The following is a 15082-nucleotide window of genomic DNA, read 5'->3' as shown; positions in this document are numbered from 1 at the left end:
GGCACCGGCCTGGATGCACGTCAGTCGACCACGTAGTCGCTGACCGGCACGCAGCTGCAGAACAGGTTGCGGTCGCCATACACGTTGTCGGCACGGCCGACCGGCGGCCAGTACTTCTGCGTGCGCAGCGATGCCACCGGATAGGCGGCTTCCTCGCGCGTGTACTTGTGGGTCCACTCGTTGGCGGTCACCACCGCGGCGGTGTGCGGCGCGTGCCTGAGCGGGTTGTCCTCGCGGTCGAACGTGCCGTCGGCGACGCGGCCGATTTCCTGGCGGATCGCGATCATCGCGTCGATGAAGCGGTCCAGCTCGTGCAGCGCCTCGCTCTCGGTCGGCTCGATCATCAGCGTGCCCGGCACCGGGAAGCTCATGGTCGGCGCGTGGAAGCCGTAGTCCATCAGGCGCTTGGCCACGTCTTCATTGCTGATGCCGGTTTCCTTCTGCAGCGGGCGCACATCCAGGATGCACTCGTGCGCGACCAGGTCGTGCTGGCCGGTGTACAGCACCGGGTAGTACGGCGCCAGACGCTTGGCCACGTAGTTGGCCGCCAGGATGGCGTTCTCGGTGGCGGCGGTCAGGCCGGCCGAACCCATCATCGCGATATACATCCACGAGATCGGCAGGATGCTGGCCGAGCCGAACGGCGCCGCCGACACGCCGCCGATGCCGCGGTCGTCGCGGCGATAGCCGACGCTGTCCTGGTTGGGCAGGAAGTCCGCCAGGTGCGCGCCGACCGCAACCGGACCCACGCCCGGGCCGCCGCCGCCGTGCGGGATGCAGAAGGTCTTGTGCAGGTTCAGGTGCGACACGTCGCCGCCGAACTGGCCCGGCGCGGCGGTGCCGACCATCGCGTTCATGTTGGCGCCGTCGACATAGACCTGGCCGCCGTGCCTGTGCACGATCTCGCAGATCTGCTGCACGCCCTGCTCGAACACGCCGTGCGTGGACGGGTAGGTGATCATGATCGCAGCCAGGTTCTTGCTGTGCTGCTCGGCCTTCTTCGCCAGGTCTTCCAGGTCGACGTTGCCGTTTTCATCGCAGGCCACCACCACCACCTTCATGCCGGCCATCTGCGCCGACGCCGGGTTGGTGCCGTGCGCCGACGACGGGATCAGGCAGATGTCGCGATGGCTTTCGCCGCGGCTGGCGTGATACGCATGGATGATCAGCAGGCCCGCGTACTCGCCCTGCGAGCCGGCGTTGGGCTGCAGGCTCACTGCAGCGTAGCCGGTGGCGGCGCACAGCATGGCCTCGAGCTGGTCGATCATCTCGCGGTAGCCCACGGTCTGGTCCAGCGGCGCGAACGGATGGATCTGGCTGAACTCGGGCCAGGTCACCGGGATCATCTCGCTGGTGGCGTTCAGCTTCATCGTGCACGAGCCCAGCGGGATCATGGTGCGGTCCAGCGCCAGGTCCTTGTCGGCGAGCATGCGCAGGTAGCGCAGCATCTCGTGCTCGGCGTGGTGGGTATTGAACACCGGGTGCGTCAGGTATTCGCTGGTGCGCGCCAGCTCGGCCGGAAAGGCGTCCTGCGCGGCGGCTTCGACCTTGTCGAAGTCGAGATCCGCCGGCAGCGGCTTGCCGTGCATGAACACTTCCCACAGCGCGATGACGTCATCACGCGTGGCGGTCTCGTCCAGCGAGACGCCGACGCGGGTGGCGCTGACGTGGCGCAAGTTGATGCCGCGCGCGGTGGCGGCGGCGTGGATGGCTTCGGTGTTGAAGCCGGTTTCCAGCGTCAGCGTATCGAAGAAGGTGGCGTTGGCGCGGGCGAAGCCGAGCTGTTCCAGGCCGGCGGCCAGCGTCGCGGCCAGGCGATGCACGCGCTGCGCGATGCGCTTCAGGCCCTGCGGGCCGTGGTACACGGCGTACATCGATGCCATCACGGCCAGCAGCACCTGTGCGGTACAGATGTTGGAGGTGGCCTTTTCGCGGCGGATATGCTGCTCGCGCGTCTGCAACGCCAGGCGATACGCCTTGTTGCCCTGCGCGTCGACGGTCACGCCCACCAGGCGGCCGGGCATCGAGCGCTTGAACGCATCCTTCACCGCCATGTAGCCGGCATGCGGGCCGCCAAAGCCCAGCGGCACGCCGAAGCGCTGCGAGTTGCCCACGGCCACGTCGGCACCCCATTCGCCCGGCGCGGTGACCAGCGTCAGCGCCAGCAGGTCGGCGGCAGCCACCACCAGGCCGCCGGCGGCGTGCACGGCGGCAGCGATGGCGCGGTAGTCATTGACATCGCCATTCACGCCCGGGTACTGCAGCAGCACGCCGAAGGCGCCGGCCGCGGCAGCGTCGGCGGCGGGGCCGACCTTCACTTCGATGCCCATCGGCAGCGCGCGTGTGCGTACCACTTCCAGCGTCTGCGGCAGCACGTCGTCGGCGACGAAGAAGGTGTTCGAGTCGTGCTTGTTCACGCGCTGCAGCAGCGTCATCGCTTCGGCCGCGGCGGTGCCTTCGTCCAGCATCGACGCATTGGCGATATCCAGGCCGGTCAGGTCGGTGACCATCTGCTGGAAGTTCAGCATCGCTTCCAGGCGGCCTTGCGAGATTTCCGGCTGGTAGGGCGTGTACGCCGTGTACCAGGCCGGGTTCTCGAAGATATTGCGCAGGATGACCGCGGGCGTGACGGTGTTGTAGTAGCCCTGGCCGATGAAGCTCTTCAGCACGCGGTTCTTGCGGGCCAGCCCGCGCAGCTTCGCCAGCGCGGCTTCCTCGCTCAGCGGCTCGGTGAACTCGCCCATCGGCATGCCGTCGCGGCGGCGGATGGCGGCGGGGATCACGGCATCGATCAGCGCGGCCCGGCTGTCGTAGCCGAGCACCTTCAGCATGTGCTGCTGTTCGGGGGTATCGGGGCCGATATGGCGGGCGGCGAAGGCGTCGCGCGCCTCCAGTTCGGCCAGCGTGGGCCGGTTACCTTGGGCGGCGGTCATGGGAAGCGGGGCGTTCATGGGCAAGAACCTCGTGGGGAGCGCCGCGGCAGGTGGTCAGCCGTGCCGCAGCGCTGCAAATTCGCTTGTCGTTCCCGCGCATACCCAAAGGGCACGTGGGCGGGAACGACGAAATATCAGGCGCCGACGCTGGCCTTGTACGCGTCGGCCGACATCAGGCCGTTGACGTCGTCGCTGTTGGCCGGCTTGAGCTTGAACAGCCACGCGTCGAATGCGTCGGCATTGACGCTTTCCGGCGCGGCCGTGGCGGCCTCGTTGACGGCAATCACTTCGCCGGCCACCGGGGCGTAGATGTCGGAAGCGGCCTTCACCGATTCGACCACTGCCAGCGCGTCGCCGGCACCGACCGACTTGCCCACCTCGGGCAGTTCCAGGAAGACGATGTCGCCCAGCGCGTCCTGTGCGTGGTCGGTGATGCCGATGGTGAGCGTGCCGTCGGTTTCGACGCGCACCCACTCATGCGACTCGGTGTATTTGAGGTCGGCGGGGAAATTCATGAAGGTTCTCCGGATTCAGATCTGTTTCTTGTTGGGTGATGCCTGCCCGGCAACGCTGCCGGCAGGCGAGGGCGACCGTTGGGTGAGCGGGTGCTTCCCTTAGCTCACGAGTGCCTTGCCATTACGCACAAACGGCAGTTTAACCACAGTCGCGTTGAGTTTGCGGTCGCGAATCTCCACCTGCACGGTGTCGCCGACGTTCACGCCTTTCGGCAGGCGCGCGAACGCGATCGATTGCGACAGCGAGGGGCTGAAGGTGCCGCTGGTGATTTCGCCGTCACCGGCAGGCGTGATGACTTTCTGATGGGCACGCAGTACGCCGCCCTTGTCCCGCAGGATCAGGCCGAGGAACTGCTGCTGTTGCCCGTTGGCGGCCAGCGCCGTCTTGCCGGTGAAGTCGCGCTCGCTCTGCAGGTCGACGGTCCAGGCCAGGCCCGCGTCCAGCGGCGAGGTGTTGATGTCCATGTCCTGGCCATACAGGTTCATGCCGGCTTCCAGGCGCAGCGTGTCGCGCGCACCCAGGCCAGCCGGGCGCACGCCCGCGGCGTTCAGCTTTTCCCACAGGCCGGCGACGCTGGCCGCCGGCACGACCAGCTCGAAACCGTCTTCGCCGGTGTAGCCGGTGCGCGCGACCATGACCTCGCCGAGCGCGGAGTCCTGGACCACGGCAGCGTTGAAGGGCTTGAGCGCGTCGGAAGGCTGGGTCGACGGGAAGGTGCTCCACACCTTGGCGCGGGCGTTGGGCCCCTGCACCGCGACGATCGCCAGCGGCTGCACGCCCTCGGGCGCCACGTCTTCACGGCGCGGCGTGATGGTCACGCCGCTCCCGGTGGCCTCGTTGCGGGCGCGGATCCAGTCGATATCGCCGACCGCGGTGCCGGCGTTGACCACCAGGCGGAAACGGTCCTCGGCAAAGAAGTAGACGATCAGGTCGTCGATGACGCCGCCTTTTTCGTCGAGCATGCAGGAATAGAGTGCCTTGCCCGGCGTCTGCAGCTTGTCGACGTTGTTGGCCAGCAGGCCGCGCAGGAAGGTACGGGTATTGGCGCCGCTGAGGTCGACCACGCACATGTGCGACACGTCGAACATGCCGGCGTCGGTGCGCACGGCATTGTGCTCTTCGATCTGGGAGCCGTAGTTGACCGGCATATCCCAGCCGCCGAAGTCGACCATGCGGGCGCCGAGGGCGCGGTGGATGGCATTGAGGGGCGTGGCCTGGAGCGTCATGGAATCCTCGGGGGCAATGTCGGGTTGCGAAAACAAAAAAGGGCCATCCGCCGCAACGATCGCTATGCCCAAATGGCCAAGCGATCCGCTGCGGCGGATGACCCCTCTGTCCTCGATACCTGAGAGATTACGAGGCGGATCCGGTGGACCGGATCCGATCAACATCTGCCTCGCGCGCCCCTTCGGTGGGCACGCTCGCCACGCATGGCGGGTGCCGCTCTCCAGAGTTCGGCATGCATCGTGTGCATGTTGCATGCCGATCCGAACGGTCCGTGGTGCCTGAGAGTTTTCGGGTGATACCCCTTCGGCGGCGCAGTTGTGCGCGCTCTCCCGGTCGGATGCGCGCAATGTACGGGAGGCCCCGGCCTTTGTCAAACCAGGCCGGACGGCCGCCCGGCGGCTGTACCCGTTCCTGCGCCCCGCCGCCAGGGGTGGATCGCAGCGTCCTTATTTACGCTTGTCGTCGGTCACGACGTTACCGATCACGCCGCCCACGGCCGCGCCACCCAGCGTACCCAGTGCGCTGCCCTCGGTCAGGATGGCGCCGCCCACGGCACCCGCACCCGCGCCGATGGCGGTATTGCGTTGCTTCGGGGTCATGTCCGCGCAACCGGCGAATGCCGCGACCGTCGCGCCGATCAGGGCCACCTTGGTCAATCTCTGCAGGGTTTTCATTGTTGGCTCCGAGTGATGGATATTGCATGTCCGAGACACGCCTGGACATGATGGTTAGAACCTGGCGCAGGTTCATTGGCTCCGGGCTTTACGAAGTGTTACGCCAGTGACACAAGGAGGGGCGACGATGCGGCAGGTGCTGACTGACCGGTCGCGGCCAGCGTGTTAACATCGACAGCTTTGCCGCCGGGCGCGTGTGCTGCCTGCCCCTGGCGCGCGCCTCGCCGCCCCATCTCCCGACCGCCCTTCGCATGAGCCATGGCCTGAATTCCGCCCAATCCGAAGCCGTCCGCTACCTGGACGGCCCCTGCCTGGTGCTGGCCGGGGCGGGCTCCGGCAAGACCCGCGTGATCACGCAGAAGATCGCGCACCTGATCGAGGACAAGGGCTTCGAGCCGCGCCATATCGCCGCCGTGACCTTCACCAACAAGGCGGCCAAGGAGATGCAGGAGCGCATCGGCAAGCTGATGGAAGGCAAGACCACGCGCGAAGGCAAGCGCATCCCGCTCAGGCAGCTGACGGTCTGCACCTTCCATTCGCTGGGCGTGCAGATCCTGCGCATGGAGGCGGAGCACGTGGGCCTCAAGCCGCAGTTCTCGATCATGGACTCGGACGACTGCTTCGGCCTGATCCAGGAGCAGCTCGGCACCACCGACAAGAAGCTGATCCGCGGCGTGCAGAGCACGATCTCGCTGTGGAAGAACGGCATGGTCGACCCCGAGGCCGCGATCGCGCAGGCCGCGGTTTCCGGGAATGCCGACGAGCACCAGGCCGCGCTGGTCTACCGCAACTACGTCGCCACGCTGAACGCCTACCAGGCGGTGGATTTCGACGACCTGATCCGCCTGCCCGCGGAGCTGTTCGCGCGCAATGAGGCGGTGCAGCTCAAGTGGCAGAACCGGCTGCGCTACTTCCTGGTCGACGAATACCAGGACACCAACGCCTGCCAGTACCAGCTGCTCAAGCTGCTGGCGGGCGGCTCGCACCTGCGCGCGCCGGCCTTTACCGCGGTGGGTGATGACGACCAGGCCATCTACGGCTGGCGCGGCGCCACCCTGGACAACCTGCGCGGGCTGCAGACCGACTTCCCCGACCTCAAGGTGATCAAGCTGGAGCAGAACTACCGCTCCACCGTGCGCATCCTGGAAGCGGCCAACGCGGTCATTGCCAACAATCCCAAGCTCTTCGACAAGAAGCTGTGGAGCGAGCACGGCATGGGCGATCCCATCGCCATCCACCCGATGAACGACGAGGAGCACGAGGCCGAGTCGGTGGTGTTCCGCCTGTCGGCGCACAAGTTCGAGCGCCGCGCGCAGTTCCGCGACTACGCCATCCTGTACCGCGGCAACCACCAGGCGCGGCTGTTCGAGCAGATCCTGCGGCGCGAGCGCATTCCCTATGTGCTGTCGGGCGGCCAGAGCTTCTTCGACAAGGCCGAGATCAAGGACATCTGCGCCTACCTGCGCCTGATCGCCAATCCCGACGACGATCCCGCCTTTATCCGCGCGATCACCACGCCGCGCCGCGGCGTCGGCAACACCACGCTCGAAGTGCTGGGCACGTTCGCCGGGCAGGCCAAGGTGTCGTTGTTCGAGGCGGCGATGATGGGCGGCATCGAGGGCAAGCTGCAGCCGCGCCAGCTGGAGCCGCTGCGGGTGTTCTGCGAATCGATGGTGCGGCTGGCCGACCGCGCGGCCAAAGATCCGGCCACCGAAGTGCTCGACGACCTGATGGCCGGCATCCACTACGAGGCCTACCTGTACGACAGCTTCGACGAGCGCCAGGCGCAGTCGCGCTGGACCAATACGCTGGAGTTCCTCGAATGGCTCAAGCGCAAGGGCACCAAGCCGGAAGCGGCCGAGGGCGAGGAAGCCACCGGCTACGACAACGCCGACGGCTTCGGCAGCGAAGGCAAGAACCTGCTCGAACTGACGCAGACCGTGGCGCTGATGAGCATGCTCGAAGGGCGCGAGGAAGATCCCGACGCCGTGCGGCTGTCCACGCTGCACGCCTCCAAGGGGCTGGAATATCCGCACGTGTTCCTGGTCGGCGTGGAAGAGGGCATCCTGCCCCACTGCCGCGAAGACGACGACATGACCGACGAGAAGATCGAGGAAGAGCGCCGGCTGATGTACGTCGGCATCACGCGCGCGCAGCGCAGCCTGCAGATCAGCTGGTGCAAGAAGCGCAAGCGTGCGCGCGAGACCTACTCGTGCCAGCCGTCGCGCTTTATCGGCGAGATGAAGCTGGAAGAAGCGCCGGCACCCAAGGACGAAACCCCGGCGATGAGCCCCAAGGACCGGCTCGGCGCGCTCAAGGCGCTGCTCGGCGGCCCGGGCAAGACGGCGGCTGGCTGAGATGCAGTACAGTCCCGATACAAAACCCTGCCAGGCAGACAAGACCGCGCGCGGCGCTATGGCGGCGAGCTGGTTTTGTCCAACCGTCCCGACGGCGGCCTGCGCGCGCCTGTCGCTACCGCGCGCCTGACACGGCCAGCGTGACGTACTGCGAGCCGCGCTGGCCGTGGCTGAAGTCGAGGGTAAAGTCGCCCACGTCCACACGAGCCTGCAGCGCCCGGCGCAACTCAGCGGCACCGCTGGCGCGCGCGCCGGCCAGCGCCCGCGCCAGCCATGCGGCGCCGATATAACCGGCCAGCGTCGCCGAAGACGGTGGCTCATCCAGGTATTGCTTCATGCGCGCCACGTGTTCCCTGACCACGCGCAGCGTGGCCTGCTGCGGACCCGGTGCAACCTGGGTCAGCACCATGCCGCCGGCATAGCCGGGGCCCAGGATCTCGCGCGCGACCGTGGCACTGACCGACGACAGGCCGACCAGGAAGCCATACCAGCCCTGCGCCGCCAGCGCGCGGCCCAGTCCGGCATAGGCCAGCGTATCGCCCGCCACGATCACCGCGCCGGGGCGGGCCGCTGCGATGCGCCGTGCCGCGGCGGCGGCACCCGGATCGGCCTTGGGATCGAGCGGCACCGCGCGCGTGCCGGTCTGCGCCTCCAGCCGGGCCAGCGACGGCGTGGCGAAGTCCGGCGCCACCGCCAGCGCGATGGCGCTCAGGCCATAGCTGCGCAGCTGGCGCACCGCGGCATCGAGTTCGGCCTGGTAGTCGGCCCGGGTGAACCAGACGTTGTCCTCCGCCAGCGCCAGGCCAGACAGCGGCGCGACGATCTGCACGCCGCGCCGGGCCAGCTCGGCCGATGACGCCAGCGCCGGCAGGATGCGGTCGCCGGCGCCGAAAATCAGTTCGGCGTGCTCGCTGTCGGCCAGCGCCAACGCCTGCGCCAGCGCGCGGCGCGGATCGGGATCGGCATCACGCACCACGTGGACGATGCGTATCGGGCCACCGGCGGCGTTGGCCGCGTCGAACAGCACCTTGGCGCCGGCCAGGTAATCACGGGCCAGGTCGGCCTGCGCACCGCTGCGGTCGATCAGGTGGCCGACCACCACGGTGCGGCGCGCCGGGGACTGGGCCAGCAGCGGTGCGCCGGGCAGCGCCAGCGCGGCCGCGCCGACAGCCAGCAGGCGCCGGCGCAGCGGTAGGTACGGCAGGGAGGTCGGGGGCAGGGAGTCCGGCATCGGCATCGCGCAATAGGAAAGGGGCGCAAGCCGCGCCAGCGCGCAGCGTATCCGCCACGTATGACCGCCGTGTGACGCGGAGCGCCCACGTGCCGGTGCCGTGCAGGTGCTGCGCTTGACGACGATCAACGCAATGGGTGGCGTGCGGTCCTAGCATGAGCTGTCAAAACCGTTCCCCCGCGCCCCCATGAATCCGCTTGCCATGACTACCCCTGCGCCCGACCGCCGCGCGCTGTCGGACTTTCGCGCACTCGCCGGCCGCATCGACGGCAACGGCCCGCGCTACACCTCCTACCCGACTGCCGACCGTTTCAGGAACGGCCCGGACCTGTCGCTGTACCACGACGCCCTGGCCGCCTGCCGTGCCGATGCGCCCGCGCCGTTGTCGCTGTACCTGCATATCCCGTTCTGCGAGAACATCTGCTACTACTGCGGCTGCAACAAGATCATCACGCGCGACCACGGCCGCAGCGCCCGCTACGTCACGTACCTGGGCCGCGAGATGGCGCTGCTGGCCGCGCAGCTCGGCACACGCCGGCGCGTGCTCCAGTCGCACTGGGGCGGCGGCACGCCGACCTTCCTGGATCCCGACGAAATGCGCCGCGTGATGGCGCTGCTGCACGAGCATTTCGAACTGCCGCCCGATGGCGAGCATTCCATCGAGATCGACCCTCGCCGCGTCGATGACACCCGCATGGCGCTGCTGGCCGAGCTGGGTTTCAACCGCGTCAGCCTGGGCGTGCAGGATTTCGATCCCGAGGTGCAGCAGGCCATCCACCGGATCCAGTCGTACGAAGAGACCCGTGGCGTGGTCGACGCCGCGCGCCGGCTCGGCTTCCGCTCGGTCAGCCTCGACCTGATCTACGGCCTGCCGCACCAGACCGCCGCACGCTTTGGCCGCACCATCGACCAGGTGCTGGCGCTGCGGCCCGACCGCCTTGCGGTCTACAGCTACGCGCACCTGCCGCATGTGTTCAAGCCGCAGCGCCGCATCGACGAAAGCGCGCTGCCGCCGGCCGGCGAGAAGCTCGACATCCTGGTCTCCACCATCGAACGCCTGACCGCCGAGGGCTACGTCTATATCGGCATGGACCACTTCGCGCTGCCCGACGACGACCTCGCCGTGGCGCAGCGCGAAGGCCGCCTGCAGCGCAACTTCCAGGGCTACTCCACGCACGCCGGCTACGACCAGCTTGGCCTCGGCATCTCAGCGATCGGCGCGGTGGCGGGGCGCTACGTGCAGAATGCCCGCACGCTGGACGAGTACTACGGCGCGCTCGACCAGGGCCGCCTGCCGCTGGCGCGCGGGGTGGCGATGACCGCCGACGATCATCTGCGCCGCGAGCTGATCGGCGCGCTGATGTGCAGCGGCGTGCTGGATATTCCCGCGCTGGAGCGGCGCCATGGCATCGATTTCGGCACCGACTTCGCGCCGGAACTGGCCGAACTTGCCACCCTGGCAGCCGACGGCCTGGTGCAGGTCGAGCCCGCCCGCATCACGGTCACGCCGCTGGGACGCCTGCTGGTGCGGCGCGTGGCGATGGTGTTCGACCGCTACCTGCGCGACGATGCCGCCCGCGCCGCGGTCGCCGGGCTGGAAGGCGAGGCCGCCACTCCTGCCGCCAACGACGGCGTACAGCCGATCCGCATCGTGCCGCGGGCGCGTTACTCGCGCGTCGTGTAATCGCCGCCAGGCAAAAATGAAAACGCCCGCGAAATCTCGCGGGCGTTGTTGCTTGCAGCGCAGTCGTGTCTTACTTGGCAGCGTTCGCCATGTAGTCCGACGCGGCGATCACGTCGGCGTCCGGACCGGCGTAGCCACCCTTGGGCGGCATCACGCCCTTGCCCTTCAGCGCATAGTTGTGGACCGTGTCCATGCCTTCCTTCAGGCGCGGCGCCCAGGCGGCCTTGTCGCCAAACTTGGGCGCGCCTGCCACGCCGGCGGCGTGGCAGGCGGCGCAGACCTGGTCATAGACCTTCTTGCCGACGTCGGCAGAGGCAGCAGCCGGGGCCGCGGCAGCGGCTGCCGGAGCCGCCGGAGCAGCAGCAGGGGGCGCGGCCGGTGCCGGTGCAGCGGCAGCAGCCGGGGCGGCAGCGGCATCGGGTGCCGCGGCGGTGGCCGGTGCCGGGGCAGCCGGCGCGGGCGGCTCGGGGAACTTGGCGCCGCCGGCGTCGGCCATGTAGACCACGGCGCGGGCCAGTTCGTAATCGGTGTAGTCGTCAGGCGTGCTGCCGGCGCGCGGCGGCATTGCGCCCTTGCCGGCCACCACCGACTTCATCAGGCCGTCGAAGCCCTGGCCGATTCGTGCGGTCCAGTCGCCGGCAGTACCGTACTTGGGCGCACCCGCCGCACCGGTGGCGTGGCAGGCCGCGCAGATTTCCTTGTAGACCTGTTCGCCGGTCTTGAACACGCGCGGTGCGTTGGGATCCTTGATTTCGAGCGACGCGACCGGCTTGATGCGGTCATTGACGGCTTCTGCAGTGGTGACCGCGCCGGCACTTTCAGTCGAGCCGTGTCCCACAAAGTTGACCAGCAGGGCGATCACGATGATCGGTACCAGGAAAGCCGCGACCACCACGGCGATCAGCTGCTTGGGTGTCTTGATGGGAGACTCGTGTTCGTGGTGTTCGTTGTGGACGTCGCTCATACAGAACTCTCAGTTTTGCAGGAAACCTTCTGGCCGCTCACCCTCGGCTTGCTTTATCTGGCCCTTGTCTGACCACTGCCTGGCCCGCAAGGGGCCCGACAGAAGTCCGCCCAGGCTGCCTTGCGGCCATTGCCTGACTTGGGTCCGTCGCCATCTGCGCGCCTCGGACTGTCTCCCGGACCGGGCCCCGGATTGTCGCCGAAACCAAGCCGCAAAGCCTTGATCCCGGTCGACTGCGTGAGGAGCACGCTTTGACGCAAATAGCTGGCGATTATAGCCCCATTCCACCCTTCGCCAGTGCCAAAAGCGGCGGTTGCGAAACGTCTGACGGCCACCCCGGCGAAGCGCGCATGGACGGCACGGGGCAAACGCGGTATCCTATGCGACTTTCCTGCGGCAGCATTCGCGCGCCGCAATCGCTGTACCCGCAAAACCGGTTGAAAAACCGTCTCTGTGCGCCCGTAGCTCAATGGATAGAGTACTGCCCTCCGAAGGCAGGGGTTGCTGGTTCGATCCCAGCCGGGCGCGCCAATCCCATCCGGATTCCCGCTTTTCCGCGAAGAACCACAGCCATTTTCCCGCGACGCTCAGGCCGTCGGCGCCGGAGCAGGCGCGCTGTCGCCCGCCGGCTCCGGCACGCGGTCGTCGCTGACCACCCGGTTGCGGCCCGCATTCTTGGCGGCGTAGAGACGACGGTCCGCCACCATCAGCATGGTGTCGAGGTTGTCGGTGCCGTCGGCGCCGAGATCCGATACGCCGATGGAAACCGTGAACCGGATATCGCCCATGTCGGCCGCATCGGCGGCCGGCCCGCATACTGTCTGGCCCAGGATCTTGCGCAGCCGCTCGGCGGTCTGGGTCGCCTCCTCGATGCTGGTACGCGGCAGCAGCACGGCGAATTCCTCGCCGCCGATGCGCGCCGGCACGTCGATGGCCCGCACGGTCGCGCGCATCACGTCGGCCAGCGTCTTCAGCACGCGGTCGCCGCTGGCGTGGCCCCAGTTGTCGTTGATGCGCTTGAAGCGGTCGATATCGATCATCAGCATCGACATCGGCGTCTTCTCGCGCAGGCTGTGGCTGTGCTCGACGGCAAAACGCGCCTCGAACACGCGGCGGTTGGCCAGCCCGGTCAGCGCGTCGGTCTCGGCCAGTTCGCGCAACGCTTCGCCGCGGGCCTGGTAGTGCGAGAACAGCTTGCGGAAGCCCTGCAGCGTGACCCACAGCAGCACCGCCAGCGACAGCGCGCTGGCCGCCAGCACCACGCTCAGGTGCGAGGCGGTGCGCAGCAGCAGGTCCGTGGCGGAGAAGTAGTCCACCAGCATCAGGTTGGTGCTGCCGATGCGCTGGAACATCAGGCGGCTGCCGTCGGCCAGGTGCAGCGTGCCGGAGCCGCGACGGAACATCTCATGGGGCGTGGCTTCGCCCGAGGCGGATGGCACGGCCGCGGCAAATTTTTCGACACTCCTGACGTCGCGCGTGCTGGCGCCGACCAGGCGGCCGTCGATATCGATCAGGAAGCTGCGCACGCCCTTGCGCGTGGTGTTGGTCAGGTAGGCATCCAGGCTGCGCTGCGAAATACCTGAGATCGCCACGCCGCGGAACTGGGCGTGCAGGTAGACCGGCAGGCTGACTGTCAGGTACACGTCGCCGCTGCCATCACCGGCCGGCATCATCTGCCAGCGCAGGGTGCGATCGGGGTTGTTGTGCGGCAGGTGCTCGCGCAGGAAGCCGGCATCGTCGACGCGACGCAATACGGCGGCTGTGCGTGCAGGCGGCACCGGCGGATAGGCGACAAAGAAACCGTTGCTGGAGACATACATGAGCTTGCGCGTGACCAACGGATTGACCGGCTCGGCGCTCAGCAGATGGCTGATGCCGCGTGCCACGTACAGGCCGGGGAGCAGGTCTTCATCGCGACGGTAAAAGCTGTCCATGCCTTCCAGCATCCGGGGGCCGACACCAAGCAGCACCGCATCGCCTTCTGGCGCAGGCAGTTGCCACAGGTCATCGTTGCGGTGCGCGTAGGCGGCTTGCAGCGGCGGGTCGGCTTCGACTGCGTGCGGGCCCATCTGCAGGCGGATCAGGTGCTGGGCGAAATTGCGCACGCTGCGCAGCCGCTCGGTCTCGACGTTGAGCACCGAACTGATGCCGGCCACCTGCAGTTGCTGGGTTTGCTGCAGGGTCTGCACTTCATGGTCGCGCAGCACCACCAGCCCGTGCGCGGAAATTACCAGCAGCAGCACGGCAGCGGCAGCAAAGGACAGCACCACGAAGCGTTGCGGCGTGCGCACTGCCTGCTCCCAGAGATGGTCGAGCAGTGCGGAAAGGCGGGGACGCATGAGTGACTCCAGGGGGTTCCTGAATCCGTGCACGCAGCCTACTGCATTCGCGATCGGGTTCGTCGGCGCGGAGTTCAGCGAAAGCTGAACTCATCATGTGCCATCCGGAATAAAAGGCAAAGGACGTCTATGTTTCATTGCCAAACGGGAAATGATCGAGGCGATCAAGTAAGGATATCGGCACTGCTGGCAGGGGTATCGACACGCACTTAATTCCCCATACGAAAAGTTTCATGACGGTCGCGCCACCTTGCGCCATGGCCGTACTGATAGATTCACCCGACCACATCCTGTTCCGAATGCCCTGTCATGGTTATCTCGACAAGCCGACCGCGCCGACTGCGCCGGCTACGCGGCGCGCTAGCCGGCATTGCGCTGGCCGTGGCCGCGCAGGCCGAGGCCGCGCCGGTAAGCCTGCCAGGATCGCTGCCAAACATGGTCGGCCTCGGCGTCGGCTCCACCACCGAATTCGCCGGCGGCAAGGACCGCATGATCGGCGTGGTGCCCGGCGTGCGCTACGTGACCCCGGGCGGGCGGCTGCTGGAGTGGTATGGGCCGTATGCGCAGTTCAATTTCGGCGAACTGACGGGTTTCCAGTGGGGGCCGGCGGTGGGGCTGCGGCTGGGCCGCAATAACGTCGACGATCCGGTGGTGGCGCAGTTGCACGAGATCGACACCACGGTGGAGGCGGGCGGCTACATCGGCTACGAATACCTGAACTCCGGCCGCGTCCCCTGGCGGCTGCGCGGCGGCATCAACGTGATGACCAATGGCGGCATCGTTTACGGCGGCAGCCGCGTCACCGCCACCGGCACTTTCTGGATGCCGCTGCACCGGCGCGTCTATGCGGGGATGGGGCTCGGCGCGACCTGGGTCAGCGGCAGCTTCAACCGTACCTACTTCGGCGTGACGCCGGCAGACTCGGCGGCCAGCGGCCTGCCCGCCTACAGCCCCGGCGGCGGGCTGGAGCAGTTTACGGGCTGGCTGGCGATGATCTACCAGTTCGACAAGCACTGGTATGGCGGCGCCATGATCTACGCACAGCGGCTGACCGGCGACGCGGCCGACAGTCCCATCGTCACGCAACGCGGCACGCGCAACCAGGTCACCTATGGCATCGGACTGGCCTATGCATGGCACTAGCACGGACCGGCGCC

10 protein-coding genes, 1 tRNA gene and 2 riboswitches are annotated in these 15082 nt (G+C 67.7%); of the genes, 4 read left to right on the top strand and 7 right to left on the bottom strand.

The window, feature by feature from the left end:
* Positions 1–20: 20 nt before the first annotated feature.
* The 4 genes from gcvP to JTE92_RS29580 form a co-directional block, all read right to left on the bottom strand.
* Positions 21–2951, bottom strand: coding sequence for an aminomethyl-transferring glycine dehydrogenase (gene gcvP / locus JTE92_RS29595; RefSeq protein WP_063240882.1), 2931 nt, complete (start codon positions 2949–2951; stop codon positions 21–23).
* 116 nt (positions 2952–3067) lie between these two features.
* Entirely contained in the window at positions 3068–3448 is a 381-nt protein-coding gene (gene gcvH / locus JTE92_RS29590; RefSeq protein ID WP_063240883.1) for a glycine cleavage system protein GcvH, read from the bottom strand.
* Between the two features lie 99 nt (positions 3449–3547).
* The gene (gene gcvT / locus JTE92_RS29585; protein ID WP_063240884.1) at positions 3548–4675 is read right to left on the bottom strand and encodes a glycine cleavage system aminomethyltransferase GcvT; all 1128 of its coding nucleotides are present in this window, start codon (positions 4673–4675) and stop codon (positions 3548–3550) included.
* A gap of 96 nt (positions 4676–4771) precedes the next feature.
* Positions 4772–4910, bottom strand: a riboswitch (glycine riboswitch).
* 21 nt (positions 4911–4931) lie between these two features.
* Positions 4932–5018: riboswitch (glycine riboswitch) on the bottom strand.
* A 104-nt stretch (positions 5019–5122) separates the two neighbouring features.
* On the bottom strand, positions 5123–5350 hold the full coding sequence (locus JTE92_RS29580; protein ID WP_063240885.1) for a YMGG-like glycine zipper-containing protein: 228 nt from the start codon (positions 5348–5350) through the stop codon (positions 5123–5125).
* Positions 5351–5601: 251 nt separating this feature from the next.
* On the opposite strand from JTE92_RS29580, the gene JTE92_RS29575 reads away from it, so the two are divergent.
* Positions 5602–7707: a UvrD-helicase domain-containing protein gene (locus JTE92_RS29575; RefSeq protein WP_063240886.1), complete on the top strand. Its 2106-nt coding sequence runs from the start codon at positions 5602–5604 to the stop codon at positions 7705–7707.
* Between the two features lie 115 nt (positions 7708–7822).
* Here the strand turns inward: JTE92_RS29575 and JTE92_RS29570 are convergent, their stop codons facing one another.
* Positions 7823–8944, bottom strand: coding sequence for an ABC transporter substrate-binding protein (locus tag JTE92_RS29570; RefSeq protein ID WP_116386729.1), 1122 nt, complete (start codon positions 8942–8944; stop codon positions 7823–7825).
* Positions 8945–9125: 181 nt separating this feature from the next.
* Between JTE92_RS29570 and hemN the strand changes: the two genes are divergently transcribed.
* Positions 9126–10622 carry an oxygen-independent coproporphyrinogen III oxidase gene (hemN, locus tag JTE92_RS29565; protein ID WP_063240887.1) on the top strand — a complete coding sequence of 499 codons (1497 nt, stop codon included), beginning with the start codon at positions 9126–9128 and terminating at the stop codon, positions 10620–10622.
* A 70-nt stretch (positions 10623–10692) separates the two neighbouring features.
* Here the strand turns inward: hemN and JTE92_RS29560 are convergent, their stop codons facing one another.
* Positions 10693–11586 carry a c-type cytochrome gene (locus JTE92_RS29560; RefSeq protein WP_063240888.1) on the bottom strand — a complete coding sequence of 298 codons (894 nt, stop codon included), beginning with the start codon at positions 11584–11586 and terminating at the stop codon, positions 10693–10695.
* Between the two features lie 455 nt (positions 11587–12041).
* Between JTE92_RS29560 and JTE92_RS29555 the strand changes: the two genes are divergently transcribed.
* Positions 12042–12117 (top strand) — tRNA-Arg (locus JTE92_RS29555).
* A 56-nt stretch (positions 12118–12173) separates the two neighbouring features.
* Here JTE92_RS29555 and JTE92_RS29550 read toward each other — a convergent pair.
* Positions 12174–13925 (bottom strand): diguanylate cyclase, encoded by a 1752-nt coding sequence (locus tag JTE92_RS29550; protein ID WP_063240889.1) that lies wholly within the window; start codon positions 13923–13925, stop codon positions 12174–12176.
* Positions 13926–14234: 309 nt separating this feature from the next.
* Between JTE92_RS29550 and JTE92_RS29545 the strand changes: the two genes are divergently transcribed.
* On the top strand, positions 14235–15068 hold the full coding sequence (locus JTE92_RS29545) for a MipA/OmpV family protein (RefSeq protein ID WP_174544878.1): 834 nt from the start codon (positions 14235–14237) through the stop codon (positions 15066–15068).
* Positions 15069–15082 lie beyond the last annotated feature (14 nt).

The organism is Cupriavidus oxalaticus, from assembly GCF_016894385.1.
Taxonomy (GTDB): domain Bacteria; phylum Pseudomonadota; class Gammaproteobacteria; order Burkholderiales; family Burkholderiaceae; genus Cupriavidus; species Cupriavidus oxalaticus.
The sequence above is the reverse complement of the archived record's forward strand: the minus strand, read 5'-3'. Positions and strand labels throughout refer to the sequence as shown.

Excerpts from the sequence above, each read along its gene's own strand:
- gcvP (WP_063240882.1), bottom strand. The coding sequence starts at position 2,951 with ATGAACGCCCCGCTTCCCATGACCGCCGCCCAAGGTAACCGGCCCACG.
- gcvH (WP_063240883.1), bottom strand. The coding sequence starts at position 3,448 with ATGAATTTCCCCGCCGACCTCAAATACACCGAGTCGCATGAGTGGGTG.
- gcvT (WP_063240884.1), bottom strand. The coding sequence starts at position 4,675 with ATGACGCTCCAGGCCACGCCCCTCAATGCCATCCACCGCGCCCTCGGC.
- JTE92_RS29580 (WP_063240885.1), bottom strand. The coding sequence starts at position 5,350 with ATGAAAACCCTGCAGAGATTGACCAAGGTGGCCCTGATCGGCGCGACG.
- JTE92_RS29575 (WP_063240886.1), top strand. The coding sequence starts at position 5,602 with ATGAGCCATGGCCTGAATTCCGCCCAATCCGAAGCCGTCCGCTACCTG.
- JTE92_RS29570 (WP_116386729.1), bottom strand. The coding sequence starts at position 8,944 with ATGCCGATGCCGGACTCCCTGCCCCCGACCTCCCTGCCGTACCTACCG.
- hemN (WP_063240887.1), top strand. The coding sequence starts at position 9,126 with ATGAATCCGCTTGCCATGACTACCCCTGCGCCCGACCGCCGCGCGCTG.
- JTE92_RS29560 (WP_063240888.1), bottom strand. The coding sequence starts at position 11,586 with ATGAGCGACGTCCACAACGAACACCACGAACACGAGTCTCCCATCAAG.
- JTE92_RS29550 (WP_063240889.1), bottom strand. The coding sequence starts at position 13,925 with ATGCGTCCCCGCCTTTCCGCACTGCTCGACCATCTCTGGGAGCAGGCA.
- JTE92_RS29545 (WP_174544878.1), top strand. The coding sequence starts at position 14,235 with ATGGTTATCTCGACAAGCCGACCGCGCCGACTGCGCCGGCTACGCGGC.